Annotated in this window: 21 protein-coding genes; 11 read left to right on the top strand and 10 right to left on the bottom strand. The window is 64.5% G+C overall.

Annotation, left to right across the window (positions count from 1 at the left end; all coding sequences use genetic code 11):
* Nucleotides 1–61: 61 nt before the first annotated feature.
* Both GGR36_RS01555 and ald read right to left on the bottom strand, forming a co-directional pair.
* Complete coding sequence (locus tag GGR36_RS01555; protein WP_183631198.1) at nucleotides 62–814, bottom strand: gamma-glutamyl-gamma-aminobutyrate hydrolase family protein; 753 nt, start codon at nucleotides 812–814, stop codon at nucleotides 62–64.
* Between the two features lie 16 nt (nucleotides 815–830).
* Nucleotides 831–1,934 carry an alanine dehydrogenase gene (gene ald, locus GGR36_RS01550; protein ID WP_183631196.1) on the bottom strand — a complete coding sequence of 368 codons (1,104 nt, stop codon included), beginning with the start codon at nucleotides 1,932–1,934 and terminating at the stop codon, nucleotides 831–833.
* Nucleotides 1,935–2,065: 131 nt separating this feature from the next.
* Between ald and pdxR the strand changes: the two genes are divergently transcribed.
* From pdxR to GGR36_RS01535, 3 genes are all read left to right on the top strand, one after another.
* Nucleotides 2,066–3,616 carry a MocR-like pyridoxine biosynthesis transcription factor PdxR gene (gene pdxR / locus GGR36_RS01545; RefSeq protein ID WP_207064331.1) on the top strand — a complete coding sequence of 517 codons (1,551 nt, stop codon included), beginning with the start codon at nucleotides 2,066–2,068 and terminating at the stop codon, nucleotides 3,614–3,616.
* Nucleotides 3,617–3,820: 204 nt separating this feature from the next.
* A complete protein-coding gene (dksA, locus tag GGR36_RS01540) occupies nucleotides 3,821–4,255 on the top strand; it encodes an RNA polymerase-binding protein DksA (RefSeq protein WP_183631194.1) in 435 nt (144 codons plus the stop codon).
* A gap of 361 nt (nucleotides 4,256–4,616) precedes the next feature.
* Entirely contained in the window at nucleotides 4,617–5,684 is a 1,068-nt protein-coding gene (locus GGR36_RS01535) for an OmpA family protein (RefSeq protein ID WP_183631152.1), read from the top strand.
* Between the two features lie 55 nt (nucleotides 5,685–5,739).
* Here GGR36_RS01535 and GGR36_RS21780 read toward each other — a convergent pair whose 3' ends face one another.
* From GGR36_RS21780 to speB, 3 genes are read right to left on the bottom strand one after another with little or no spacing between them, the layout of a single operon-like run.
* Entirely contained in the window at nucleotides 5,740–6,105 is a 366-nt protein-coding gene (locus tag GGR36_RS21780) for a cupin domain-containing protein (protein WP_183631150.1), read from the bottom strand.
* A 28-nt stretch (nucleotides 6,106–6,133) separates the two neighbouring features.
* Nucleotides 6,134–7,450 (bottom strand): NAD(P)/FAD-dependent oxidoreductase, encoded by a 1,317-nt coding sequence (locus GGR36_RS01525; RefSeq protein ID WP_183631148.1) that lies wholly within the window; start codon nucleotides 7,448–7,450, stop codon nucleotides 6,134–6,136.
* Nucleotides 7,447–8,373: an agmatinase gene (speB, locus tag GGR36_RS01520; RefSeq protein ID WP_183631145.1), complete on the bottom strand. Its 927-nt coding sequence runs from the start codon at nucleotides 8,371–8,373 to the stop codon at nucleotides 7,447–7,449. Before speB ends, GGR36_RS01525 begins: the two co-directional genes overlap by 4 nt.
* 211 nt (nucleotides 8,374–8,584) lie before the next feature.
* Between speB and GGR36_RS01515 the strand changes: the two genes are divergently transcribed.
* From GGR36_RS01515 to GGR36_RS01505, 3 genes are all read left to right on the top strand, one after another.
* Nucleotides 8,585–9,304 (top strand): type 1 glutamine amidotransferase, encoded by a 720-nt coding sequence (locus GGR36_RS01515; protein WP_183631143.1) that lies wholly within the window; start codon nucleotides 8,585–8,587, stop codon nucleotides 9,302–9,304.
* Nucleotides 9,305–9,469: 165 nt separating this feature from the next.
* Nucleotides 9,470–11,944: a sensor domain-containing protein gene (locus GGR36_RS01510; protein WP_183631141.1), complete on the top strand. Its 2,475-nt coding sequence runs from the start codon at nucleotides 9,470–9,472 to the stop codon at nucleotides 11,942–11,944.
* Between the two features lie 108 nt (nucleotides 11,945–12,052).
* The gene (locus tag GGR36_RS01505) at nucleotides 12,053–13,675 is read left to right on the top strand and encodes a peptide chain release factor 3 (RefSeq protein WP_183631139.1); all 1,623 of its coding nucleotides are present in this window, start codon (nucleotides 12,053–12,055) and stop codon (nucleotides 13,673–13,675) included.
* 36 nt (nucleotides 13,676–13,711) lie between these two features.
* Here the strand turns inward: GGR36_RS01505 and GGR36_RS22210 are convergent, their stop codons facing one another.
* Both GGR36_RS22210 and GGR36_RS01495 read right to left on the bottom strand, forming a co-directional pair.
* On the bottom strand, nucleotides 13,712–15,226 hold the full coding sequence (locus GGR36_RS22210) for an ATP-binding protein (protein WP_183631137.1): 1,515 nt from the start codon (nucleotides 15,224–15,226) through the stop codon (nucleotides 13,712–13,714).
* The gene (locus tag GGR36_RS01495; RefSeq protein ID WP_183631135.1) at nucleotides 15,223–15,909 is read right to left on the bottom strand and encodes a response regulator transcription factor; all 687 of its coding nucleotides are present in this window, start codon (nucleotides 15,907–15,909) and stop codon (nucleotides 15,223–15,225) included. The genes GGR36_RS22210 and GGR36_RS01495 overlap by 4 nt, the downstream gene beginning before the upstream one ends.
* 129 nt (nucleotides 15,910–16,038) lie before the next feature.
* Between GGR36_RS01495 and GGR36_RS21580 the strand changes: the two genes are divergently transcribed.
* A complete protein-coding gene (locus GGR36_RS21580; RefSeq protein WP_207064332.1) occupies nucleotides 16,039–17,718 on the top strand; it encodes a PKD domain-containing protein in 1,680 nt (559 codons plus the stop codon).
* Nucleotides 17,719–17,747: 29 nt separating this feature from the next.
* Nucleotides 17,748–18,068 (top strand): hypothetical protein, encoded by a 321-nt coding sequence (locus GGR36_RS01485; protein ID WP_183631133.1) that lies wholly within the window; start codon nucleotides 17,748–17,750, stop codon nucleotides 18,066–18,068.
* A gap of 93 nt (nucleotides 18,069–18,161) precedes the next feature.
* Here the strand turns inward: GGR36_RS01485 and ppk2 are convergent, their stop codons facing one another.
* The 3 genes from ppk2 to ccoG form a co-directional block, all read right to left on the bottom strand.
* On the bottom strand, nucleotides 18,162–19,085 hold the full coding sequence (ppk2, locus tag GGR36_RS01480) for a polyphosphate kinase 2 (protein ID WP_183631131.1): 924 nt from the start codon (nucleotides 19,083–19,085) through the stop codon (nucleotides 18,162–18,164).
* Between the two features lie 131 nt (nucleotides 19,086–19,216).
* A complete protein-coding gene (locus GGR36_RS01475; RefSeq protein WP_183631129.1) occupies nucleotides 19,217–19,360 on the bottom strand; it encodes a DUF3149 domain-containing protein in 144 nt (47 codons plus the stop codon).
* A 28-nt stretch (nucleotides 19,361–19,388) separates the two neighbouring features.
* Nucleotides 19,389–20,828, bottom strand: a complete 1,440-nt coding sequence (gene ccoG, locus GGR36_RS01470; RefSeq protein WP_183631127.1) for a cytochrome c oxidase accessory protein CcoG — start codon at nucleotides 20,826–20,828, stop codon at nucleotides 19,389–19,391.
* A 201-nt stretch (nucleotides 20,829–21,029) separates the two neighbouring features.
* On the opposite strand from ccoG, the gene GGR36_RS01465 reads away from it, so the two are divergent.
* The 3 genes from GGR36_RS01465 (at nucleotide 21,030) to pstC (ending at nucleotide 26,063) form a co-directional block, all read left to right on the top strand.
* On the top strand, nucleotides 21,030–23,525 hold the full coding sequence (locus tag GGR36_RS01465) for an FAD-dependent oxidoreductase (RefSeq protein WP_183631125.1): 2,496 nt from the start codon (nucleotides 21,030–21,032) through the stop codon (nucleotides 23,523–23,525).
* A 430-nt stretch (nucleotides 23,526–23,955) separates the two neighbouring features.
* Nucleotides 23,956–24,990, top strand: a complete 1,035-nt coding sequence (pstS, locus tag GGR36_RS01460; protein WP_183631123.1) for a phosphate ABC transporter substrate-binding protein PstS — start codon at nucleotides 23,956–23,958, stop codon at nucleotides 24,988–24,990.
* An 83-nt stretch (nucleotides 24,991–25,073) separates the two neighbouring features.
* Nucleotides 25,074–26,063, top strand: a complete 990-nt coding sequence (pstC, locus tag GGR36_RS01455) for a phosphate ABC transporter permease PstC (protein ID WP_338086606.1) — start codon at nucleotides 25,074–25,076, stop codon at nucleotides 26,061–26,063.
* Nucleotides 26,064–26,073 lie beyond the last annotated feature (10 nt).

The following is a 26,073-nucleotide window of genomic DNA, read 5'->3' as shown; positions in this document are numbered from 1 at the left end:
GTCTGAAGCCGCAGCCCCTAGGGCATGCAGGCCAGCCAGACGACAAAACGGGATTCGCGATTCATCCAGCGCTCCGCGCCTGCGCGCGCTGACGGCAAGCATCACCAAAGGCGTTGAAGATCTTTACCGACACTGGGTTCTCGGCGGCCTTCCATTCCGGGTGCCACTGCACCGCCATCGCAAAGGCAGGCGCCCCCGCCACGCGAAAGGCTTCGACGAGGCCATCGTCAGCGACGGCCTCGGCGATCAGACCATCGGCAAGCCGGTCGACGCCCTGGCCGTGCACCGAATTCACGCCCACCCGCGTCGCGCCCACGATGTCGGCAAGCGCACCGGACAAGGTCACCGGATGGGCTTCGCCGTACTGCACATCAAGCGATGCGGTCTTGTCTTCGCGGTGATCGTTGAACCCAGCCACCTCGTGCACCGCCTGATGCAAGGTGCCACCGAGCGCGACGTTGATTTCCTGAAACCCCCGGCACACGGCAAACATCGGCACGCCCCGCTCGATCGCGCGACGCGCCAGTGGCAAGGTCACCGCGTCGCGCGCCGGGTCGAGCGGCAAGTCCGGATTGCGCACCGGCTGGTCGAAGTGGCTCGGATGCACGTTGGATGGTGAGCCGGTCAACATCACGCCATCAGCCAGATCGAGCAGCGCATCCAGATCGGGCGTATCGCCGAGTACCGGTATCAGCAGCGGCTGGCAGTCGGCCACCTGCGCGACGGCATCGAGATACTTCTTGCCAACCGCGTTGAAGGGATGCAAGCCCAGCATCTTGCTGCAGGCCGGCACGAGGACGATGGGCTTTTTCATGCGGAACAACCCGGTTTCAGAATTCGGCGTGGTACTCGTAACCAAGGTCGCGAGCGACCGCTTCGTACGTGACCTTGCCGCGGTGGATGTTCAACCCGTTACGCAGGTGACGGTTATCCTCAAGGGCCTTGCGATAGCCCTTGTTTGCAAGTTGCAGCACGAAGGGCAAGGTCGCATTCGTCAGCGCCAGCGTCGAGGTACGGGCGACGCCGCCGGGCATGTTCGCCACGCAGTAATGCACGACGCCATCGACGATGTAAGTCGGGTCCTGGTGCGTCGTGGCGTGCGTGGTCTCAGCGCAGCCGCCCTGATCCACCGCCACGTCGACAATCACCGAACCGGGCTTCATCAGCGTGAGCATGTCGCGGGTGATCAGCTTGGGCGCGGCAGCGCCCGGAATCAGCACGGCGCCAACCACCAGATCGGCCTCGCCGAGCGCCTCTTCCAGATTCGCGCGGTTCGAATACAGCGTCTGCAGGTTGGGGCCATACAGCGCGTCAAGTTCCTTGAGGCGGTTGAGCGAGACATCCAGAATCGTGACCTGCGCGCCGATGCCCATCGCTACGCGGGCAGCATTCACGCCGACCACGCCACCGCCGAGCACCAGCACCTTGGCCGCCGGCACGCCGGGAACACCCGGCAGCAGCACGCCAGCACCCCCCTGGGATTTTTCCAGCGCCTTCGCGCCCGCCTGAATCGCCATGCGACCCGCCACTTCGCTCATCGGCGCGAGCAGCGGCAGACCACCGCGATCGTCGGTCACGGTTTCGTAAGCGATGGCGACCGCATCGGAATCGACCAGCAGACGCGTCTGCTCGGGATCCGGCGCGAGATGCAGGTAGGTGAACAGCACCTGACCCGGGCGCAGCGCGCGGCACTCCTGCGGCTGCGGCTCCTTGACCTTGACGACCATTTCGGCCTCGGCGAACACCGTGGCTGCGTCCGGCACGATCTGAGCGCCTGCCGCGACATAGTGTTCATCTGTGAATCCAACGCCGGCCCCCGCCTGGCTCTGGACCATCACCCGGTGCCCGTTTCGCACCAACTCCGAAGCACCTGCCGGCGTAATGCCGACGCGGTACTCGTGATTCTTGATTTCCTTGGTTACGCCTACAAGCATGGTTCCCCCCTCGCTCGCGCCCTGCGTCCCACCCACACAGTGTGGTCGCTGAAGCATCCAATTGGTAGTGACAATGTAGCCCGTTTTGGTATTATTGAAAGCGCCACTTTCAAAATCTCAACGGTACCACTGTGAGCTCCCTGCCAATTGCCGATCTGATCCTGGCCGAAATGGACCAGCGCGCCCGCGCGGGAAACGTGCCGCGCCATCGCCGCTTGTACGAAGCGATTCGTTCAGCGGTGCTCTCACGGCGCCTTCCCGTTGGCAGCAAACTCCCTTCAACACGAGATCTGGCAAGGGATCTTGGGCTCTCGCGCAACACCGTAGTAACCGCCTTCGAACAGCTGTTGGCCGAAGGCTATGTCAGCTCGCGCACCGGCAGCGGCACCTTCGTCGCCGACACCCTGCCCGAACCAGCCACTGACGAATTGGCACCCAACCGACAAATCAAGAATTCGCATCAAGATGGTGCCACTGCACCGCAGCACGCACCACTTGAAGGCACCACTATCGTCAATGAGACCACTTTGTCGGTACGTGGCCGCCGGGTCGCGGAACACGCCTCGGGCCATCGATATGAGATCCAGCCCTTCGTTCCGGGCGACGACGATTTCTCGGTGTTCCCGATCAAGCTCTGGCAACGCCTGCAAAACAAATACTGGCGCGAGGCTCGGCCGGAGTTGCTGGACTATGGTCAGAACGGCGGCTACCTGCCGCTGCGCCGCGCCATTGCCGACTACCTGCGGGTCTCGCGCTCGGTACGGGTAACGGTGGATCAGGTTCTGATTACCGGCGGCACTCAGCATTCGCTCGACCTCTGCGCGCAGTTGCTGGCCGATGCCGGCGATACCGCCTGGGTTGAAGATCCGTGCTACTGGGGGGCGCAGCGCGTCTTCGAGTCGCGCGACCTGAACCTGCACCCGGTGCTGGTCGACGACGAGGGCATGAACCCCCAGCAAGACGATCTGCAGATTCAACCCAAGCTGATCTACCTGACTCCCTCGCACCAGTATCCGAAAAGCGTCGTCATGAGCCTCGCGCGGCGGCGCCTGCTGCTCGACATCGCTGCCCGCACCAGCGCCTGGATCCTGGAAGACGACTACGACAGCGAATTCCGCTATACCGGGCGGCCGCTGTCGTCGCTGCAAGGTCTCGACACCCACGATCGCGTGGTCTACATGGGGACCTTTTCCAAGATCCTGTATCCGGGCATCAAGGTCGGCTACATGGTGGTACCACCGGCACTGGTTGCGCCGTTCCGCAGTGCGCTGTACGACCTGCAGCGACCGGGCCAGATGATGCAGCAGGCGGCCCTGGCGGACTTCCTGGAACAGGGCCACTTTGCGACCCACGTGCGGCGCATCCGGCAGTTGTACGGCCAGCGGCGGGAGTTATTGCAGCGCACGTTGAAGCCGATTCTCGGCAATGCGGCAAGCCTGTCGAAGGAAGAATCCGGCCTGCACCTGGTGATCCAGTTGCCGCCCGGCACCGACGACGAACGGCTGGCCCAGGAAGCCGCCGAACAGGGGCTGCATGTGCGTGCGCTGTCCACCTACTACATCGGCCCACAGAAGGAACGTGGCCTGGTCGTTGGCTACGCGTATGTCCCGACAGACAAGATTGCCTACTACGGCCGCCTGCTGGGCAACGTGGTGAAGGCCGCCTCCGCCGGACGTAGCTGAGGAGTTGATGGGCGGCAGATCGCTGCCAGTACATTCGCGGTAGGCTCACATGCGTGCCCTGCGTACACCTGACATGGTTGTGGTGTATGGTGCGCACACGCGGCGAGACGAGCCCAAGAACATCAAGGAAACGCTATGCACATGACCGGGCCGGCGACAGCATCAACGGCGCACCCCGGGCACGGGCCAACAGGAGAAGAGACCATGAACGAAACCGTCGACGCCCCCAGAACGATTCCGACCCAGGAAGAAATGCTCGCGGCCCCGATGGACGACTACATGTCGCCGCGACAGCTCGCCTTCTTTCGCGAGCGACTGACACTCGAACGCGATGCACTGCTGGCGTCCGCCAAGCACACGACACTGCACCTGCAGGAAAACGAAGCCACGCCCGATCCGTCTGACCGTGCTTCCGTCGAAGAAGATCACACCCTCGAACTGCGCGTGCGCGACCGCGAACGCAAGCTCTTGCACAAGATCGACGAAGCCCTGCAGCGGATCGATTCCGGCAACTTCGGCTGGTGCGAAGAGACCGGAGAGCCGATCGGCATCGCACGCCTGATCGCCCGCCCCACCGCGACGTACAGCGTCGAAGCGCAAGAGCGCTACGAAAAACGCCGCAAGATGCGCGGCGGCTGAAGCGCCTTTGCAGCAAGAACGACCGGGAGCCCTGCTCCCGGTTTTGCCATTTCGACCCCTCCGCCACGGTTCGCTGACCCAAAGGGCCGTCGCGCGTCGCAGACCACCCAAGCATCCGAGCGCACGCGGGCAAGCGCCCTGGATTCGGGTGCGCGCTGTCGAGCACCCATCCGCGTCTGCTCCCCCTTTCTTGTCACCGCGCTTTTAGGCCCCACACGCTGCAACGCATGCGCACCTGAGCGCCGTGAGCTGGATCAAGCCTCTGGCGGACGCGGCCCGGCAGGATGAACCCGGATATCACGCTGCAATCCGTTGGTGGCTGCATGCTGCCGCTTTGCGACTTGACCGACAGGGGACCCCAATGAAACGCCTGCTGAGCTTGTTCCTGCTGCTGTGTTCCGGCATTGCGCTGGGCGATGCATCGATTCCGAAAGCTGACATCGCGGGCGCGAAAGACTCGCCCCTGCTGGGCCGTTACGCCGGCGCCTTGATCGTCTCGTATGAGACCAAGGAGTTCGACGAGCTGACATTGCCGCTCGGCCCTCTCAAGCGGGTCGCCGACGCGAACAAACGCGACGCCCACAACAACAACGTGTTTGAGCCGACGCAGAGTCGTCAGCTTGAGGGCCGCCGCACGCGGCTGGTTTACCTGCTGCCGGCGGGCGTTTCGCCGCTGCAAGCGATACGCAACTATCAGAACGACGCAGCAGCCAAAGGCGGCAAAACCCTGTTCGAGTGCAAGAGCCCCGACTGCGGCGGCGACCCCGCGCGCACCAGCAGCGGCGGCGGCGGCGACCAGAGCATCGCGATGGTGTTGTGGCCGGAGAACCGTGTGAAGGAAGCAGCCTTTACCAACGGCAACTGCGCCCAGACCTCACGCACATCGGAGCAGCGTTACGCCAGTCTTGATCTGCCCAAGGGCAACGCGGTCGCCGCCGTGCTCGCCTTCTCGCTGAAGGATGATCTCTACTGCAAGGCCTTCCACGATCGCACCGTGGTGATCGTCGACCTGCTGGAACAACAGGCGATGGCGCAAAAGATGGTGACCGTCAAAGCGGAGGAAATGGCACAGGCGATCAACACCGGCGGACGGGTTGCGCTCTACGGCCTGTACTTCGATTCCGGCAAGGCCGACGTGAAGCCCGAGTCCAGGGACACGCTGGAACAGATCGCAAGATTGCTGACGAGCAATCAGGGCTTGAACCTGCTGGTGGTCGGCCACACCGACAACGTGGGCGGCTTCGCAGCGAACATGGATCTGTCGCGCCGGCGTGCCGAAGCGGTGATCGGCGTGCTTGCCAGCCAGTACAAGATCGACCGCAAGCGCCTCACGCCGGTCGGCGTGTCCTTTGCCAGCCCGGTCGCGAGCAACAGCAGTGAAGACGGCAAGGCCAAGAACCGTCGGGTGGAACTGGTGCCGAACAACTGAGCTGGCGCTTCGAACACGCTGCGGGGGCGAATCGAGCCGCCCCCGCACCGGATAGTCAGGCCGCGGGGATCCGGCAGATCACGTAGTGCTTGCGGCAGTAGCTCAAAGTCTCCCAGGTGCCGCGGAAACCCGCTTCGATCACGAAGGCATCGCCCGCCCGGTACTCACGCGCCCTGCCCGCTTCATCCGTCAGCCGGATGTGCCCTTCCAGAATCTGGCAGAACTCGTACTCGTCCGGGTCATAGACCAGCCGCCAGGCACCGGGATCACAGCGCCACTCACCGGCGAGCAAACGGCCGTCGGCGCCTTCGTAGTGATTCAGCGCCACCTGCTGCGGGTTGCCGGACACGATGCGCTCCGCTGCCGGTGCGAATGCCTCCGGCGCCGCGCTGCTTTCATTGAACGAAACAATACGACTCACGAAGACTCCCTGACGCGCATCGCGCCGTTCACAGCATGTCGCGCAGGCGATACCAGGCCATGCCCAGCACCAGCGCGGGCGTGCGCAGCAAATTCCCGCCGGGGAAGGGTCGGTGACGCAGTCGGGCGTAGATGTCGAAGCGGCCCGCCTGCCCGGCGATCGCCTCGGCCACCAAGCGCCCGGCCACGCCAGTCAAGGACAGACCGTGCCCGGAAAAGCCCTGCAGGTAATAGATGTTCGGTGCCAGTCGGCCGAAATCCGGCGCGCGGTTCATCGAGATATCGACGAAGCCGCCCCAGGCGTAATCGACCTTCACCGCCTCGCCCAGTTGCGGGAAGGTCTTGAGCATGCGGCGCTTGAGGCCCGCCCTGAGATTGGGCGGCGTCATGCCGCTGTAGCTGACACGACCACCGAAGAGCACCCGGTGATCGGGCGAGACGCGGAAGTAGTCCAGCACGAAGTTCGAATCGCAGACCGCCGCGCGCTCGCGGATCAGCGAATCTGCCACGTCCGGCTGCAACGGCTCGGAGGCCACCACATAGGTGCCGACCGGCATGATGCGCGACTGCAATTCCGGCACCAGGCCGCCGAGATAGCAATTGCCCGCCAACACCACGAAGCGCGCCTGCACTTGTCCGCTGGCCGTCTTCACGACCGGGCGGTCGCCCCGTTCCACCGCTGTGACGCGGCTGTTCTCGAAAATCTTCACCCCAAGGCTATCCGCTGCGCGCGCAAGCCCTCGGCAGTACTTCAAGGGATGCAGGTGGCCCGACAAGGTGTCGTGCAGGCCGGAGTGAAAGCGCGGGCTGGCAATGTGCGCACCGATGTCCTTGCGCCCGATCCAGGACCAGTAAGGGTGCTTGTAGAAACTGGTGACATGTTCGTACCACTCGTACAGCGCATGGGCCTTGCGCTCGTTGACGGCGAGGTATTTGTAGCCGGGCACGAAATCACAATCGATGTTGAAGTGCGCGATCCGTTCGCGGATCAACTGCAGCCCTTCCACGGTCACCGACCAGGCGGTGCGGGCATCGGCGTCGCCGAGCTGGCTTTCGAACGGCGCGTCCGACGCGTGGCCCACGATGGCCTGCCCACCGTTGCGCCCCGACGCGCCCCAGCCGACCTGCTCGGCTTCCAGCACCACGACGCTGAAGCCCTTCTGAGCAAGCTCGATCGCAGACGACAAGCCGGCAAAACCACCACCCACCACGCAAACGTCCGCTTGCACCGCACCCTGCAGCGTCGGCCATGGGCCGGCCGCCGGCGCCGTCGCGAGGTAGTAGGAATGTGTGGTGAGCGACTGCTCACGCGCATCTTCGGAGAATCGGGGCAAAGGGGCGTTCATCGGGCTTGTCCGGCGAGCCAGGTCCACAGGAAGGTGGAGGCGGCGTTGGTGGTGAGTTCGGAAACATCGTAGGGCGGCGCGACTTCGACGCAGTCCATGCCGACCCAGGGCAGATCGGCCGTCTCTTCGAGAATCGTCAGCACCTGGGCGGAGGTCATTCCGCCCGGTTCAGGCGTACCGGTTCCGGGCGCGAAGGCCGGATCCAGGCAATCGATATCGAGCGACAGATAAAGGGGCGGATTGCCTGCGGCCGCAACCCGGCGGCGAATCTCGTCGATGACAAAGGCGAGTTGCGATGGGCTTTCGGCGCCGCGCATCTCGCGCGCGGTAAACACTCGCCCGCCAACGGTATTCACGTATTCGCGCGCTTCACGCACACCAGCCGAGCGGATGCCGATCTGCACCGTGGCCTCCGGGATCACCAGGCCCTCCTTCAGGGCTTCGTAGGTCCAGGTGCCGTGCCCCGAGGGTTCGCCGAAGTGGTCGGTCCAGGTGTCGCAGTGCGCATCGAAATGCACCAGCGCGAGCGGCCGGCCGAGCACCTTGCGGTAGGCACGCAACAAGGGCAGCGTGATCGAGTGATCGCCGCCGATCCAGGCCATGCGATGCGCGGCAATCAGTGCCTCGGCTTGCGGCTGCAGGGCCGCACGCATCGTGTCTAGACTGGTGTTGGGCAGGAACAGGTCGCCCGCGTCGCAGACATGGCCGTGTGGCGCGCGGTTGAACACCGGGTGCTCGGCGTCGCACAGCATCTGGCTGGCGCGGCGAATGGCCGACGGCCCGAAGCGTGCGCCCGGCCGGTTCGTCACCGAACCATCCCACGCGATGCCGGCGACGCAGAAGGGCCGGTCGGGCGCTTGCTGGCGCGTCGGCGCGAGAAGGAAGGTGCCGGCGGACAGGAACGGAAAGGCGTGATCACTCATTGCGGGTCCTCTGGGCAAGTCTATGCATTCCGGGGCACCAGTCTGAGGCGTCATGCACCGCAATGGTTCTATTGGTTTTCCGTAATTGCAGTTGTGATAGTACCATTTGACTTTTTGCGCTGACAACGACAATTTCGGCATGGCGTGCGCCGGTCATTGCCCGGCCACGACCGCTGCCCCGACCACCCGTCAGGACAAACTCAGGAAACCCATGCGCAGCAAACCGATTGCAGTGATCCAGAACGTCGCCAATGACGGCCCCGGGCACTTCGCGAACTGGGCCGAACGACAGGGCCACACCCTCGACATCATCGAGGTCTGGCGGGGCCATGCGGTCCCGGCCACGATCGACAGCTATGCTGGCCTGTGCGTGCTGGGCGGGCCGATGAGCGTGAATGACGATCTCGCCCACCTGCGCGACACCGAACGCCTGATCCGCGCCGCGATGCAAGCGGAAGTCCCGGTGCTCGGGCATTGCCTCGGTGGCCAACTGATGGCCTCCGCCCTCGGCGCACGGATTCGCCGGGCGCCACAGGCCGAGATCGGCTGGATCCCGATCGACGCACATGCCGCTGATGCAGCGCTCGAATGGTTCGGCACCACACAGTTCCCGATCTTCCATTGGCATTCCGACAGCTTCGACCTGCCGCCCGGCGCCGTGCTGCTCGGCACCAGTCCCTACTGTGCGAACCAGGCTTTCAGCATTGGCGAGAAGCACATCGCGATGCAGTTCCATTGCGAGATCACCACCGAAAAAATCGCCGCCTGGACCACCAGCCATGAGGGCCAGGCCGAGATCGCGACGCACACGTCGCCCGGCGTACAGAGCATCCCGGGCATTCACGCGGCAACCCCGTCGGCGCTGCCTGTGAGCCAACAGGTCGCCGAGGCGATCTATCACCGTTGGTCGAAGAACCTGCGAATCGACTGATTATCGAAAACATGCGCTCAAGCTTCGTCTGCTGCGGCCGTTAATCCACGCAACACCGTGACTTCTGGGTTATAAGGCTCGACAAGCTTCAAGGCGGCACGGGGTAGACCTGCGACGACCGGGCATCGCGACCCGATCGTCCCAAACCGGACGGAGCAAGCATGCATGTCTGACGATCGCTTCGCTGAGCTGGCGAAGGGGCTGGATCTGGTGTTCTGGGAGGCGGAGCTGCCGGCGCGGCGCTTCACCTTCGTGTCGCCGTTCGCCCCGGCGCTGCTCGGCTTCCCGATCGAAGAATGGCTGCAGCCGGGCTTCTGGCAGTCGCGCCTGCACGCACAGGACCGCGGCTTCGCGGTCGCGCTCGACACCGCCCATGCGGCCGAGAGCGAACGCTACGAGATCGAATACCGGATGCTCCATGCTGATGGCCATGAGGTATTCGTGCGTGATCTGGTGGTGGTGCGGTTTGACGCTGATGGCCGCGCCGTAGCGCTGAGTGGCGTGCTGATCGATGTCACCACCGACCGTTCGCTCAAGCATGCGCTGACCGACAGCGAACAGCGCTTCCGCGCGGTGATGGAGCAAGTGCCGAACATCTCGGTGCAGGGCTACAGCCCGTCGCGCCGGGTCGTGTTCTGGAACAGTGCAAGCGAGCGCCTTTACGGCTACACCGCGGCCGAAACGCGCGGTCGATTGCTGGAAGACCTGATCATTCCCGCGCCGATGCGCGAAGACGTGATCCGCCTGCATCAGCGCTGGCTCGACACCGGCGAACCGATTCCAGCCGGCGAACTGGACTTGCTGCGCAAGGACGGTTCAACGGTGTCGGTGTTCTCAAGCCACGTGATGACCCACAATCGCTATGGCGAGCCCGAGATGTACTGCATCGATGTCGAACTCACCGACATCAAGCGTGCCGAAGCGGCCGCCCGTGCCAGCGACGCCCGCTTCCGTCTCACCGTCGAGAACGCACCGGTCGGTATCGCGATACTTGCGCTCGACACCCGCTTCGTCCAGGTCAACCCGCGCTTCAGCAGCATCACCGGTTACGACGTCAGCGAGCTCTTGCACAGCAGTTTTGCCGCGATCACCGAAAACGGCGCTCGCGAGAGTTTCCATGTAGAACTCGAATCCTGCCTCGCCGGCACGCAATCGTCGTTCAACCTTGAAGCGCGACTGCGCCACAAGTACGGCGCCGAACTGTGGGTCAGCAGCACGGTGTCGGTGATGCGCAATGCCCAGGGCGAACCCGAACAGCTGATCTGCTCGATCGAGGATGTAACCGAGCGGCGCGCCACCAAGGCGCGTTTCGAATGGTTGGCCCATCACGATCCGCTGACCGACCTGCCGAATCGCACCCTGCTGCGTGACAGGCTGCAGCAGGCAATGGCGCGGGCACTGCGGGCCAACAAGCGCGCCGCCCTGCTCTGCATCGATCTTGACCGCTTCAAGAACATCAACGATTCGCTCGGCCATGACTTCGGCGACAACGTGCTGCGAGCGGTGGCCGCGCGTTTGCGCACTTGCGTACGCGACACCGACACGATCGCGCGCCAGGGCGGCGACGAGTTCATCATCGTGCTCGAATGCGTCGAGGATCAGGACGTTGCAAACATTGCGCGCAAGATCATCGATCGCCTCTCGGTGCCGCTCGACGTGCAGTCCCAGACGCTCTCGACCGGCGCCAGCATCGGCATCGCGCTGTATCCGGAAGACGGCATCGACGTCGATTCGCTATCCAAGAACGCCGACGCCGCCATGTACAACGCCAAGTACGCTGGCGGCAACACCTTCCGCTTCTTCACCGAGGCGATGAACCTCTCGACCATCGAGCGCCTGCGCCTGGAAAACGCCCTGCGGCAGGCGATCGCCAACAACGAACTGAGCCTGCATTACCAGCCGCAAGTCGAACTCACCACCGCGAAAGTGCTCGGCGTCGAAGCCCTGCTGCGCTGGACCCACCCGACGCTTGGCAGCGTGCCGCCATCGCGCTTCATCCCGGTTGCCGAGGAAAGCGGCCTCATCGTCTCGATCGGCGAATGGGTGCTGAACGAGGCCTGCGCGCAGGCCCGGCGCTGGCGTGACGAGGGCATCAGCGGCATCACCGTCGCGGTGAACCTGTCGGCACTGCAGTTCCGCCGCAGCGACATCGTCGCCAAGGTGCGCAGCGCACTGGACCGCTGCGCGCTGCCGGCCGGCATGATCGAACTGGAACTGACGGAATCGCTGCTGATGCATAACGCCGACGATGTGATGCGGACCATGCACGAGCTCAAGGCGATCGGCGTAAAGCTGTCGATCGACGACTTCGGTACCGGATACTCCAGCCTTGCCTACCTCAAACGCTACCCGGTAGACCGGCTGAAGATCGATCGCAGCTTCGTCAACGATGTGGCGAACGACCCGGACGACGCGGCCATCGTCAGGACCATCGTGCAACTGGGCCGCAGCATGAAGCTCGACGTCATCGCCGAAGGGGTCGAACACCCTGCGCAGCTGGATTTCCTGACGATGGAAGGCTGTCATTCCGCGCAGGGCTACCTGTTCGCCAAGCCGATGCCGGCCGATCAGGTGACGCCGCTGCTCTACGGGAAGCGCGATCCCGGCGGCAACGGCGCGGGCGTCGCCAACGCAGCGTAGGTACTCGCTGCACGCGCGCCAAGGTCGTTCCTTGCCGGCACGAACGTGCGATAATTCAAGGCTTTACGTCTTCACGCGGGCGCTCGCCGCCTGCTGCCGGGTCCCAACATGTCCGAAGCTTCCCCGATCGAGCGCGAAGTCGCCCGACGTCGCACCTTTGCCATCATCTCGCACCCTGACGCGGGTAAGACCACGCTGACGGAAAAGCTGCTGCTGTTCGCAGGCGCGATCCACATCGCCGGCAGCGTGAAGGCGCGCAAAGCCAGCCGCCACGCGACCTCGGACTGGATGGAGATCGAAAAGCAGCGCGGCATCTCGGTCGCCTCGTCGGTGATGCAGATGGAGTACCGCGACTGCGTCATCAACCTGCTCGACACCCCGGGCCACCAGGACTTCTCGGAAGACACCTACCGCGTGCTGACCGCCGTGGATGCGGCGCTGATGGTGATCGACGGCGCCAACGGCGTGGAGTCGCAAACGCTGCGCCTGCTCGAAGTCTGCCGCGCGCGCAACACGCCGATCATCACCTTCATCAACAAGTTCGACCGCGAAGTGCAGGAACCGCTGTCGCTGATCGACGAGATCGAGCGCACGCTGGGCATGCCCGCGGTGCCCTTCACCTGGCCGGTGGGCATGGGCAAGGGTTTTGGTGGCGTGTTCGATATGCCGAAGAACCGCATGCGGGTGTTCCGCGCTGGCGAAGAGCGTGTGTCGGGCGAGGAAGAATCCATCGACGGCCGCGACAACCCGGAAATCGCAGCGCGCTTCGACACCCGCTGGGAGCATGCCCAGCACGACATCGAACTGGTCGAAATGGCCGCGCCCGCCTTCGACCGCGAAGCCTTCCTCGCCGGCAAGCAGACACCGGTGTTCTTCGGCTCGGCGATCAACAACTTCGGCGTGCAGGAAGTGCTCGACGCGCTGGTCGACATGGCACCGCCCCCGGGCGACCGTACGGCGATCCAGCGCTATGTGCATGTCGACGAGCCGAAATTCTCCGGCGTGGTGTTCAAGATCCAAGCCAACATGGACCCGGCGCACCGCGACCGCGTCGCTTTCGTGCGTATCTGCTCCGGCCGTTTCGACCGCGGCATGAAGCTCAAGATCTCGCGCAACGGCAAGGAACTGCGCACCAACAACGTGGTGAGCTTCCTGTCGCAAAGCCGCGAGATCGTGGACGAGGCCTTCCCCGGCGACATCATCGGCATCCCGAACCACGGCCTGCTGCAACTGGGCGACACGCTGACCGAAGGGGAAGTGCTGCAATTCACCGGCCTGCCCTTCTTTGCGCCGGAGCTGTTCCAGACCGTCGAAGTGAAAGACCCGCTGCGCACCAAGCAGCTGCGCACCGGCCTCGGGCAGTTGGGCGAAGAAGGCGCGATCCAGGTCTTCCGCCCGCACGCCGGCACGATGATCCTGCTCGGCGCGGTCGGCACGCTGCAGTTCGAAGTGGTGCAGCACCGCCTGAAGACCGAGTACGGTGTCGAGGCGCGGCTGGGCAGCACCAACTACCGCCTCGCGCGCTGGGTCACCTGCGAAGACCCGAACATCCTCAAGCGCTTCATCGACGCCAACGCGCACCGCATTGCCTACGACGTGGTCGATGCGCCGACCTTCCTCGCCAGCCACAGCGCCGAGTTGCAGGTAGCCGGCGAACGCTACCCGGAGGTCAAGTTCCACGCGCTGCGCGAGCACGCGGGGCTGGTCTTCCAGTCGCGCATGGGCGGCTGACCCGACGGCGGGCGTTTCAGCCGGGGCGCCCGCCCGTCAGCGCAACTGCAGTTCGAAGCACACCTCCCCGACGGGGCCGGGCACCCAGCGCAAGTCCCCGCCATGGGCGCGCGCGATCTCGCGTGCGACGCTAAGCCCCAGCCCGACGCCATCCACCGCACGGGTGCGCGCCACATCGCCACGCACGAAACGCGCGAACCATTGCTCGGGGTCTGAAGGTGCCGGTTGATGACTGGCGTTCGCGATGCGTAGCGTCACGCCCTGCGCGCCCGCCGATGCCTCGCACCGGATCCAGCCATGCTCGGTGTTGTACTTCATCGCGTTACTGAGCAGGTTATGCAGGACCTGTTGCAGCAGCGCGCCGTCGGCCTGCACGACCAGGCCGGGAGGCACCTTCGCATTGATTTGAAGGTGCGGCGCAAGCAGCCGCGCGTCCTCGATCAGTTCGGCCAGCGCCGCGCTCAGGTCCACCGCTTCGCGATGCAGGCGCAGTCGCCCGGCATCGGCCTGCGACAGCAGCAACAACTTGCCGGAGATGCTGGAGAGGCGACGGACTTCGTCAAGGATGTCCGCGAGTTGCGCCTGCAGCGCCGAGCCCGCCTCGGCCGCCTGGATCGCGCGCTCCAGCTGGCCCTGCAGGATCGCGAGCGGGGTCTTCAGCTCGTGGGCCGCATCGGCCGAGAAGCGCTGCGCCTGCTCGAAGCTGCGTTCGAGCCGCGCGAGCATGTGATTGAAGACTTCGATCAGTTCGACGAATTCGGCGTCTTCGCCCGCCGCAGGAATGCGCCGGTCCAGCGCCGCCACACTGAGCTCGCGGCTGACCGCGGTCAGAGTCTTCAGCGGCCGCAAGGCCCGCGCCGAGAACAGCCAGGCGCCGAAGCCGACCAGCAGCAGCACCGGCGGCAACGCCCAGACGAAGGCGCGTCGCACTTCCGCCATCTCGGCGGCGACCACCTGCTCGTCGGCAGCGACAGCGACACGATTGCCGCCTGCGACCGCCAGTGCGACATGCCAGGTCTGCTCGCCTGCGCGACGGGTAAGCGACACAACATGGGGCCGTTCGGCGGGCGAACCATCCTCGCCCCCTCGGTCACGCGGCGGACGATCTCGCGGCAGCGGCCGATCGCCCCCCGCCTCGTCCTGCCGAGGTGTTGGCGGCGCAGAGGGTGCCTCCCGTGGCGGCCGGCGCGGCGGTGCTTCTCCCACGTGCCCCTCGGCGGCAGCCGGCCAGGGCAGCGCCGCCATCGCGAGTCCGGCGGGCCAATGCGGCGAGCGGTAGTCGCTGCCCTGTCCGTCGCTCACCGCCAGGGCCAGCGCGCGCGCATCGTCGAAACCCAGGTCTGCCGCAAGCCTCGACTCGATTCGGCGCCAGTCGTCCACATCGCGCCGCCGGCCAGTCTCGCGCTCGGCGTGGGCGCGCAGGTCGGCATCGAGCCGATCCAGCCGCTGCACCCTCAGCAAGGCCCATGCGCCGCCGCCAAAGGCCAGCAGCGCCGCCCCGGTGAGCAGGCTGGCCAGCAGTGCGAGGCGGAAACGGAAGCTGCGGATCACGCCGGCTTCCGGAAGCGGTAGCCGACGCCGCGCACGCTCTCGATCGGCGAGTCGCCCGCGGTGTCACCCTCCAGCGACGCGAGCTTCTTGCGGATGCGCTGGATGCAGACGTCGACCACATTGGTGCTCGGGTCGAAGTCGTAGCCCCAGACGTGTTCAAGGATCTGGGTGCGGGTCAGCACGCGGCCGGGGGCGCGCATCAGATACTCGATCAGGTTGAACTCGCGGCTGGTGAGATCCACCGCCTTGCCACACCACGTGACTTCGCGGGCGATGCGGTCGAGCCGGAGATCCCCCACGATCAGGAAGTTCTGACGCTCGCCGGAAACCCGGCGCAGCAGCGCCTGCACCCGTGCCAGCAACTCTTCGAAGAAAAAGGGTTTGGCGAGGTAGTCGTCGGCGCCGAGGTTGAGCCCTTCGACCCGGTCGTCCAGTTCGTTGCGCGCAGTCAGCAGGAGGACCGGGGTCGCATCGCCGGCACGCCGCAACGCCTTGAGGATCGAGAGGCCGTCGCGCCCCGGCAACATGATGTCGAGCAGGATCACGTCATGCCCGCCGCGCCGGGCGACTTCGTAGCCGAGGTTGCCGTCGGCGCAGTGCTCGACCACGAAACCCTGCTCCCGAAAGCCGGCAGTGACGAAATCGGCGATCTTGCGTTCATCCTCGATCAGCAGGACTTTCATGCACTCCTCCTGCGCGCAGCTTAGCCCGATCGGCGCGCGAATCCATTACAGATCTGTCATCGAGCGGCGGGGTCAGCCGCCATCCGGCAGAGCCACGATGGAAGCGTCATCCAAGCGGGGAGACCCATCATGAAGCGACCCAAGCCTTCAGCCCAGCCGCTGCGCCGGGCGATCCTGCTGATTGCCCTCGTACTCGCCGGTTGCGGCGGAGGGGGATCCAGCTCTGACACGAACACCACGGGAAGCACCGGCACAAACGGGACGACCGGCACGACCGGAACCACTGGCGGCACAGGCAGTACGGGCACCACCGGAACCACCGGCGGCGCCGCCTTCACGCCCTCCACCGCTGCGGCGGTCGCCGGGCAGATCGTGCAGTTCAGCGATGCAAGCAGCGGCAGCCCGAGCGCCTGGGCCTGGGACTTCGGCGATGGCAGCACCAGCACGCAGCAAAACACCGGGCACGCCTATGCAGCGCCCGGCACCTACACGGTGACGCTGACCGCCACGACCGCCGCGGGCAAGCTGAGCAGCAGCCAGCGCATCACGGTGGGGCAGACGCCCGCCGGATCGCCCGCATTCAACATGGCGCAAACGCTGTCGGATGAAGCGCAGCGCACCACGCTCGCCTTCGACGGTCTGGCGCTGATGACGGGCAACCTGGCGGCGCAGTCCTTCTTCCCGCCCGGAAAGGTGGCGGACTACACGGGCTTCCAGTACCTGCGCGACAACGACCCGGACAACATGGGGCACAACACCAGCTTCCTGACGCGGGTGGCCAACAACGTGCTCTACATCCTCAACGATGCGCAGTTCGCGCAGCTCAAGGCGCTGGCAACCAGCCAGCTCGACCAGATCAACCAGTACGGTTACCAGCGTTTCACGCTGATGCAGGCCTTCCGCCGCCAGATGGATGGCAACATGCCCAGCGGCACCGCCCTGAACCTTGATGCGGTGAAGGCGGCCTCGCGGGCGCTGTACCTGATCGACGGCCAGATCAGCTTCGACCGCGCCCTGCTTTACGCGAACCTCTACCGCTCGCTGGATGCCAGCCAGAAGGCCTACCTCGACGCGATGAAGGGCAAGGGCTGGGCTTCGTGGCCCGACATCGCCGACGCGCAGATCAAGGCGAAGATGGCCGGTCTGCCGCAAGGCACTGCGGTGGCGGTGATGACCTACGCCAGTGACCTGTTCAGCTGGTATGCCGGCAGCGTCGACGCCGATGTGTACTTCTGCCCCGAACGTCATGGCACCTACTACGGCGGCTTCTACATCAAGGATGCGCCTGCCGTCGGCCATGAGGGCTACAGCATCAGCGAGCAGCTCACAGCAACCGCCGGGGCAGCGCTCAGCGACGCCGGCAAGGGTTACGTCACCACTGCGCAAGCGGCCACCATGTCCAGCCTGGTGGACACGCAGCGCGCCAACCTCTACGCCGGCCCGACCAATATCGTGCAGTTGCGGACCGACATCGCCCTGCTGCTGCGCAGCCTGCGTGTCTCGGCGGCAAACGCGGACGCAGTGAAGGCAAAGGTGCTCGCGCTCTCCGCCACCTACGGTGACCTGGACGGCGAGAACAACTACCGCTACGCGACGGTCTTCACACAGGTCTACGCGAGTCTCTCTGCCGCGCAGAAAACCCAGCTGGCTGCGCTGCGGCACTCGATCCTGTCCGGGAGCTACGCCAACGGCACGCCCTTCGACTACACCACGGCGACCACGCCCTACCTGTACGCAGCGCCTATCACGGATGCCAACGCAATCAGCAGCTACCTTGCCGCATCCGACGCGCTGTTCTCGGCACCTTGATGCGTGCGACGCACATCCGGAGACCTGTCATGAGACTTGAATACCCGTTCCTGACCATCGCCACAGCGCTGGTAACGACAACAGCGTTCGCGCAATCCACCCCCACACCGCCGGCCGGTGAAGGCCCGCGGCACGACCCGCCACCCCAGGCCTATACCGACTGCCAGGGGAAGAAGGAAGGTGCCACCGTGCAGCACACCACACCGGAAGGCGTGGTACCTGCGGTGTGCGTGAACTCCCCCAAAGGTCTGGTGGCGCGCCCGAGCCGCCCGCGCCCCCAGGACGGCGCGAGCCCCGCATCGGCGCCGCCGTCGGCACCCGCGAACGCCACCGACAAACCTCGCCGCTAGCCTCGGTGCGCAATCAAAGTGCGCCGGCACCCCGGGGCCTTGGCCACGGGCCGCGCCGGCCACGTTGCCCCTGGTGCCGGATCGAATCGCCGCCTAGCCGAAAACGTCCGGCACGATCATTTCGGGCGGCACCTGGCGACGACGGTAGTCTTCATGGCGCACCCGTTCCGGCAGTACCACCGGATCACGGTGGACTTCCTGATAGGGGATCAGCCCCAGCAAGTGGTGGATGCAATTGAGCCGCGCCGCCTTCTTGTCGACCGCCTGCACGATCCACCACGGCGCCTCTTCGATGTGAGTGCGCTCCAGCATCACTTCCTTGGCCTCGGTGTAGTCCTCCCAGCGACGGCGGGATTCGAGGTCCATCGGGCTGAGCTTCCACTGCTTGAGCGGATCGTGAATGCGGCTCAGGAAGCGCAGGTGCTGTTCTTCGTCCGAGATTGAGAACCAGTACTTGATCACCTGGATGCCGGATCGCACCAGCATGCGCTCGAACTCCGGCACCGAGCGGAAGAACTCTTCGTACTCCTCATCGGAGCAGAAGCCCATCACCCGCTCAACACCGGCGCGGTTGTACCAGCTGCGATCGAACAGCACCATTTCACCAGCCGCCGGCAAATGGGGCACATAGCGCTGGAAGTACCACTGGGTCTTTTCGCGATCGTTGGGCGCCGGCAACGCCACCACGCGACAGACACGCGGGTTGAGGCGCTGGGTGATGCGCTTGATCACGCCGCCCTTGCCCGCAGCGTCGCGCCCCTCGAACAGGATGACGATCTTGCGGCGATTCACGGCCACCCAGTCCTGCAACTTCACCAGCTCGCCCTGCAGGCGGAACAGTTCGCGGAAGTAGTTACGTCGCCTCTCCCGCTGAACAGGGTCAGCCGGCGCCAACGGGTCGGCGAGCACCTCCTCGTAATGGCGATCCTCGATCTCCATTTCGAGTTCTTCGTCGTAGCCATCGAGCAACTCCTCCTCGATGCGACGGCGCAATGATTCCGGATGCAGAGGGTCCATCAGTCGCGCTCCTGAAACCTCATCACGCAACCGAGCTTGGCCGCGTGACGATCAGGTCGGGATTGATAACGCAGCCCGCCCGTGCAGGCAAGCGCACGGGCCTTGGCACGACGCGGAAGAGATCGACCCCATCAGTGCGGATGGAGATGCTCTTCCTCGTCCTGCATGTGCTTGCGGGCGAAATGCCAGAGATAGCCGCCCATGCCCAGCACGAACACGATGGTGAACAGGCTCAGCAAGCCGATGTCGGTTCCGAACAGGATCTCGAGTGCCATGGTGACTCCCCCCTCCAGTTGAAGCAGCTCAGGGCATCATGAAGCTGGCCTTTTCGGCCAGCTTTACGCCGTCGCCCTCTTCGCTGCGGATGTCAAAGACGATCTTGTGCGAGCCCTTGGGCGCCGAATCGACCGGCACCCGGACGTGGATCGTGTAGGACTTGTTGCCAGCCGCCGGCAGTTCGAAACGCGGCGCTTCCACCAGCGACACGCCATCCAGCCCGGACACGCTGACCTGGATGCGCCGTGCGGTCTCGGCCATGTTCATCATCTGCAGGGTGTAGATGTTCTCGATCAGGCCACCTTCCACTTCACGTGAAAGCGTGGTGCGATCGCGAATCACGTCGACCCGCAGCGTGTGCCGATGGGCGAGCGACCAGCCGCCGGCAGCGATGATCGCCAGCAGCACCGAGAGGTAGACCAGCACGCGCGGCCGGATCACATGGCGCAGCACGTCGCGCATGCCCCAGTGCTGCTTCATCGCGTTTTCGGTGGTGTAGCGGATCAGCCCGCGCGGCGAGCCAACCTTGTCCATGACCTGGTCGCAGGCGTCGATGCAGGCGGCGCAGCCGATGCACTCGTACTGCAGGCCGTCGCGGATATCGATACCGGTCGGGCAGACCTGCACGCAGATGCCGCAATCAACGCAGTCACCGAGCTTCTGCTCGGCTTGCTTGCGCTTGGCGCCCCGAGGTTCGCCACGCTCCGGGTCGTAGGTGATGACCAGCGTGTCCGGGTCGAACATCACACCCTGGAAGCGCGCGTAGGGGCACATGTACTTGCACACCTGCTCGCGCATCACGCCGGCCATCAGGTAGGTGAAGCCGCCGTAGAAACAGATCCAGAAGAGCTCCCAGCCACCCAGATCGAAGCGCGCGATGTTCGGCAACAGTTCGCGGATCGGCGAGAAATAGCCGACGAAGGTGATGCCGGTCCATAGCGCCACCGCACCCCAGGCGCCGAATTTGGCCGCCTTGGTGGCGAACTTCACGAACGATGGCGGCGCGTTGTCGAGCTTCATCCGCTTGGCGCGATCCCCTTCGATCCTGCGCTCGATCCACAGGAACAGCTCGGTGTAGACCGTTTGCGGACAAGCGTAACCGCACCACAAGCGCCCTGCCACCGCCGTGAACAGGAACAGCGAGTACGCACAGATGATCAGCAACACGGTCAGGTACACCACGTCCTGTGGCCAGAACACCCAACCAAAGATGTAGAACTTGCGCTCCGAAAGATGCAGCAGGAAGGCCTGACGGCCGTTCCACTGCACCCACGCCAGGCCGTAGAACAGCACCTGGGTAAGAATCACCAAAGCCCAGCGCCAACGCGCAAACACGCCAGAAACCGCGCGGGGATAGACCTTGCGACGCACTTCATAAAGCGACTGTTCGTCAGCCGCAGCAATGCGGGGATTAGCGAAACGGACCTTCTGTGCGGGTGCCGTGTTTTCGCGCGTGGTTTCGGGCATAGCGGTACCTGATGCTTCAACAGCACGATTGTTGGAGCATCGGTCCGGCGCAATGTTGACATAGCCCAATAGCTATAAAGTTTTCTAGATTGCTACATAACTGTATGTAGTCGAACTGACTGCCAAGGCTGATGCATATCAATCCTTTGATCGCTATATAGCGATATTGTGCACTCACCCGATTGCACAGGAATCCCCCACATGAAATTCGTCATCATCGGAGGCGTCGCCGGTGGCGCCACCGCCGCTGCCCGTATCCGCCGCAACGATGAGTCCGCCCGGATCGTGATGGTTGAGCGCGGCCCCTACATCAGCTTCGCCAACTGTGGCCTGCCGTATCACCTTTCCGGCGCAATCGCCGAGCGCGAGCAGCTACTGGTGACCAGCGAAGGCGCCTTCGAGGCGCGCTACCGCGTCGACGTGCGCAGTCGCACCGAGGCCATCGCGATCGATCGGGCGGCGAAAACCGTGCGCCTGCGCAATCTCGCCACCGGCGACGAATACGACGAAGCCTACGACCGCCTGTTGCTCTCCCCCGGCGCCGAGCCGGTACGGCCGAAGTTGCCGGGCATCGAATCGAAGCGGGTGTTCGGCCTGCGCAACATCCCGGATCTCGACCGCATCATGGAACACCTCAAGACCGAGCAGCCGCGCCGCGCGGTAGTGATCGGCGGCGGCTTCATCGGCATCGAGGTCGCGGAGAACTTCCATGAACGCGGACTCTTCACCACGCTCGTCGAGGGCGCGGACCAGATCCTCGCGCCGCTCGACTACGAGATGGCTGCGATCGTGCATGCCCACATGCGCGACAAGAACGTCGAGCTCTACCTCGCCGACAAGATCGAACGCTTCGAGGACAAGGCGGACCACACCGTCGTCTACCTGCAAAGCGGCAAGCGCCTGCAGGCCGATGTGGTGGTGCTGGCGATCGGCGTGCGGCCGGAAACCACGCTGGCACGTGCAGCGGGGCTCGCGATCGGCGCCACCGGCGGCATCAAGGTCAACGAATACCTGCAGACCTCCGACGACGCGATCTACGCCGTGGGCGATGCGATCGAAGTGACGCAGACGCTCAACGGGCGTGTAGCGCTGATCCCGCTCGCCGGCCCGGCCAACCGCCAGGGCCGCATGGCGGCGGACAACATGGTGCATGGCAACCAGCGCGCCTACCGCGGCACGCTGGGCACGGCGATCCTCAAGGCGTTCGACCTCGCCGCCGCCTCCACCGGCCTCAACGAGAAGCAGCTGATCGCCGCCGGCGCCGACTACCGCACCAGCATCACCCACGGCGGCTCGCACGCCAGCTACTACCCCGGCGCCAAGCAGATCAGCCTGAAGTTGCTCTACGCACCGGACGGGAAGATCCTCGGCGCGCAGGCGGTAGGCGCGGACGGTGCCGACAAGCGCATCGACGTGATCGCGACCGCCATCCATGCCGGCATGACGGTGGAAGACCTCACCGAGCTGGAACTCGCCTACGCGCCGCCCTTCGGCTCCGCCAAGGATCCGGTGAACATCGCCGGCTACGTCGCCGCCAATGTACTCAACGGCTCGCACGAGCTGCTCGACTGGCGCGCGCTGCAGGCGCTCGACACCACCACCATGCAGCTGATCGACGTTCGCACCGCCGAGGAGTTCGAGCTCGGCACGATCCGTGGCGCGCGCCACATCGACGTGAACACCCTGCGCGAACATCTGGCGGATCTCGATCCAGCCAAACCGACCATCGTGTTCTGCCAGATCGGCCTGCGCGGCTACCTCGCCTACCGCATCCTCAAGCAGGCGGGCTTTGCCGACGTGCGCAACCTTTCCGGCGGCTACAAGACCTACGCCTGGGCGATCGACAAACAATCGAACCCCGACATCTTCGACTACGAAGACATCAAGCGCCGCGACCCGGACGAGATCGAAGCCGAGCGCGGTGGCCGCTGCGCGATCGTCGCGAACGCCGGCAACCGCCACACGCTCAACGCGATCGGCCTGCAGTGCCCCGGCCCGATCATGAAGACCTACCGCGCGGTCGACGCGATGAACGAGGGCGAGCTGCTCGAGGTCACGGCCTCCGACCCCGCCTTCGGCCGCGACATCCGCGCCTGGGCGAAGAAGACCGGCAACGATGTGCTATCGGTCGAGACCGAGAAGGGCCTCGTGACGGTGCTGATCCGCAAAGGCAAGTCCGCCCCCGCCCTGCCCGCCGCCAGCGCCGCCCAACTCCTACCGGCACGCGACAAGACCACGCTGGTCGTGTTCAGCGGCGATCTCGACAAGGTCATGGCTAGCCTTATCATCGCCAACGGCGCACTGGCGATGGGCAAGCCGGTCTCGGTGTTCTTCACCTTCTGGGGGCTCAACGTGCTGCGCCGCCCCGATGCGCCAGCGGTACCCAAGGGTTTCATGGACAAGATGTTCGGCGCGATGATGCCGGCCGGCACCGACCGCCTGAACTCGATCTCGAAGATGAACTTTGCCGGCATGGGCGCCAGGCTGATCCGCACCGTGATGCGCCAGAAGGGCGTCGAAACCCCGACCGCGCTGCTCAAGAGCCTGGTCGACGGCGGCGCCCAGCTGATCGCCTGCAACATGTCGATGGACGTGATGGGCATCCGCCAGGCAGAGCTGGTCGACGGCGTCGAGCTTGGCGGCGTCGCAGCATTTCTCGGCGAGGCCGCGGAGTCGGGCACGACGCTGTTCATCTGACCTGGACCGCACCCGATTGGGCCGCCGCCTCGGCTTCTTGCAACAAGGCGGCAGCCCAATCCTCGATCCATCCGCCCTGTCGCGGGAAGCGACGCGGCCATCGCAATACCGTCACTCCGCACCGTTTCGCGCAACACGGCGCCTCCAACTCCGAAGGCAGCCGTCAGCAACCAAAACGGTCCACGCCACCAAATTTCATCGTGAGCCGCAGAACTCATGTCCTTCGGGATTTCAACATCGGCTTGCGCGCCCTTGCGTCGCAGTGATGTAACACGCCTATGTTGAAGTACGGCCCTCGGCCTTATCGTTTTCTTGTGAATTTCGCAAAAACCAACGCTAGCAAGCAGATTTGGTTACGAAATGGCTACATGTAACATTTCCGTAATGCGCACTCCTTAGTGTACGAAGTCCGTGTCATCGCGAGGTCAAAATGTTCAAGCGCATCGCTATCGCAGTTTCTGTCTCCCTCCTGTCCGTCGGCGCCGCTTCCGCCGCTGAAGTGACCGGCGCCGGTGCGTCGTTCCCGGCCCCCGTCTATTCCAAGTGGGCCGACGCCTACCAGAAAGCAACCGGCAACAAGGTCAACTATCAGTCGATCGGTTCGTCGGGTGGCCTCAAGCAGATCAAGGCCAAAACCGTCGATTTCGGTGCTTCGGACGCCCCGGTCAAGCCGGAAGAGCTGCAGAAGGAAGGTCTTGTGCAGTTCCCGACCGTCATCGGTGGCGTGGTGCCGGTGGTGAACATTCCCGGTTTCAAGCCGGGCCAGCTGAAGATGACCGGCCCGGTGCTGGCTGACATCTACCTGGGCAAGATCAAGAAGTGGAACGACCCGGCCATCGCCAAGCTCAACCCGGGCGCCGCGCTGCCGGATCAGGCCGTGGCCGTGGTGCGCCGCGCCGATGGTTCCGGCACCTCGTTCATCTTCACCAACTACCTCGCCAAGGTCAGCCAGGAATGGAAGGACAAGGTCGGTGAAGGCACCGCTGTGCAGTGGCCGACCGGTACCGGCGGCAAGGGCAACGAGGGCGTGTCGGCCTTCGTGCAGCAGCTCCCGGGCTCCATCGGCTATGTGGAATTTGCCTACGCCAAGCAGAACAAGCTCACCCACCTGTCGATGCAGAACGCTGACGGCGCATTCGTGCAGCCGGACGATCTGACCTTCAAGGCAGCGGCCGCTGGCGCAGACTGGTCGAAGTCGGCCTTCTACCAGATCCTGACCAACCAGCCGGGCAAGGAGTCGTGGCCGATCACCGGCGCCACCTTCATCGTGATGCAGGCGACCGCCGACAAGCCGGCGCAATCGGCCGAAGCGCTGAAGTTCTTTGAGTGGGCGTACAAGAACGGTTCCGCGATGGCGAGCGATCTCGACTACGTCCCGCTGCCCGACGGCCTGATCAAGCTGATCCACGCATCCTGGAACAACATCAAGGATGCGTCTGGCAAGCCGGTCTTTCAGGTCAAGTAATCACGCCTAACCGCGTGCTGACGTAATATCGCGACGCGGCGGACCACTCCGTCGCGTCGCTTTTCTTTTGGAGACACCTTACCGTGCAGACATCGTCAAGCGTTGAAGCGGCCCAAGGCGCCAAACCCGCGAAGCAAGCCGCTTCCGGCCAATTTGGCGACATGATCTTCTTCAATCTGACCCGCTCGTTTGCGGTGCTCGCGTTGATCGTGCTGTGCGGCATCATCGTGTCGCTGACGATTGGCGCCTGGCCGTCGATCAAGGCGTTCGGACTGAAGTTCTTCGTGACGACGGACTGGAACCCCCCGATGGAGAAGTTCGGGGCCGTGATTCCGATGTACGGCACTGTGCTCAGTTCAGTCATCGCGCTGGTCATCGCGGTACCGGTCAGCTTCGGTATTGCGCTGTTCCTGACCGAGCTCTCGCCGCGCTGGCTGCGCCGCCCGCTGGGCACCGCAATCGAACTGCTGGCCGCGATCCCCAGCATCGTCTACGGCATGTGGGGCCTGTTGTTCTTCGCGCCGCTGTTTGCCAAGTACGGACAGCCTTTCCTGGCCAATACCTTTGGACATATCCCGCTGATCGGTGCGCTCTTCGATGGCCCGCAGATCGGTATCGGCATGCTGACCGCCGGCATCATCCTCGCGATCATGATCATCCCCTTCATCGCCTCGGTGATGCGCGACGTTTTTGAAGTCACGCCGCCGATGCTCAAGGAATCGGCCTACGGCCTCGGCGCGACCACATGGGAAGTCGTCTCGAAGGTGGTTCTGCCCTACACCCGAGTCGGCGTGGTGGGCGGCATCATGCTCGGTCTGGGTCGCGCACTGGGCGAGACCATGGCCGTCACCTTCGTGATCGGTAACACCAACAGCTTCCAGGGCATCTCGCTGTTCTACCCCGGCAACAGCATCACTTCAGCGCTCGCGAATGAATTCGCCGAAGCCGAGGCCGGGCTGCATTCCGCTTCGCTGATGTACCTGAGCCTTGTCCTCTTCGGCATCACCCTCGCCGTGCTGACACTTTCCAAATTCATGCTGATCCGCATGCAGAAGCTGCATAGCGGTCACTAAGCCAGCAAGA

Origin of the sequence: Niveibacterium umoris, from assembly GCF_014197015.1 — a bacterium.
In the GTDB taxonomy this organism is placed as follows: domain Bacteria; phylum Pseudomonadota; class Gammaproteobacteria; order Burkholderiales; family Rhodocyclaceae; genus Niveibacterium; species Niveibacterium umoris.
The sequence above is the reverse complement of the archived record's forward strand: the minus strand, read 5'-3'. Positions and strand labels throughout refer to the sequence as shown.

Bases quoted from the DNA above. Each gene is read 5' to 3' on its own strand.
- GGR36_RS01555 (WP_183631198.1), bottom strand. From the start codon at position 814: ATGAAAAAGCCCATCGTCCTCGTGCCGGCCTGCAGCAAGATGCTGGGC.
- ald (WP_183631196.1), bottom strand. From the start codon at position 1,934: ATGCTTGTAGGCGTAACCAAGGAAATCAAGAATCACGAGTACCGCGTC.
- dksA (WP_183631194.1), top strand. From the start codon at position 3,821: ATGAACGAAACCGTCGACGCCCCCAGAACGATTCCGACCCAGGAAGAA.
- GGR36_RS01535 (WP_183631152.1), top strand. From the start codon at position 4,617: ATGAAACGCCTGCTGAGCTTGTTCCTGCTGCTGTGTTCCGGCATTGCG.
- GGR36_RS01525 (WP_183631148.1), bottom strand. From the start codon at position 7,450: ATGAACGCCCCTTTGCCCCGATTCTCCGAAGATGCGCGTGAGCAGTCG.
- speB (WP_183631145.1), bottom strand. From the start codon at position 8,373: ATGAGTGATCACGCCTTTCCGTTCCTGTCCGCCGGCACCTTCCTTCTC.
- GGR36_RS01515 (WP_183631143.1), top strand. From the start codon at position 8,585: ATGCGCAGCAAACCGATTGCAGTGATCCAGAACGTCGCCAATGACGGC.
- GGR36_RS01510 (WP_183631141.1), top strand. From the start codon at position 9,470: ATGTCTGACGATCGCTTCGCTGAGCTGGCGAAGGGGCTGGATCTGGTG.
- GGR36_RS01505 (WP_183631139.1), top strand. From the start codon at position 12,053: ATGTCCGAAGCTTCCCCGATCGAGCGCGAAGTCGCCCGACGTCGCACC.
- GGR36_RS01495 (WP_183631135.1), bottom strand. From the start codon at position 15,909: ATGAAAGTCCTGCTGATCGAGGATGAACGCAAGATCGCCGATTTCGTC.
- GGR36_RS21580 (WP_207064332.1), top strand. From the start codon at position 16,039: ATGAAGCGACCCAAGCCTTCAGCCCAGCCGCTGCGCCGGGCGATCCTG.
- GGR36_RS01485 (WP_183631133.1), top strand. From the start codon at position 17,748: ATGAGACTTGAATACCCGTTCCTGACCATCGCCACAGCGCTGGTAACG.
- ppk2 (WP_183631131.1), bottom strand. From the start codon at position 19,085: ATGGACCCTCTGCATCCGGAATCATTGCGCCGTCGCATCGAGGAGGAG.
- GGR36_RS01475 (WP_183631129.1), bottom strand. From the start codon at position 19,360: ATGGCACTCGAGATCCTGTTCGGAACCGACATCGGCTTGCTGAGCCTG.
- ccoG (WP_183631127.1), bottom strand. From the start codon at position 20,828: ATGCCCGAAACCACGCGCGAAAACACGGCACCCGCACAGAAGGTCCGT.
- GGR36_RS01465 (WP_183631125.1), top strand. From the start codon at position 21,030: ATGAAATTCGTCATCATCGGAGGCGTCGCCGGTGGCGCCACCGCCGCT.
- pstS (WP_183631123.1), top strand. From the start codon at position 23,956: ATGTTCAAGCGCATCGCTATCGCAGTTTCTGTCTCCCTCCTGTCCGTC.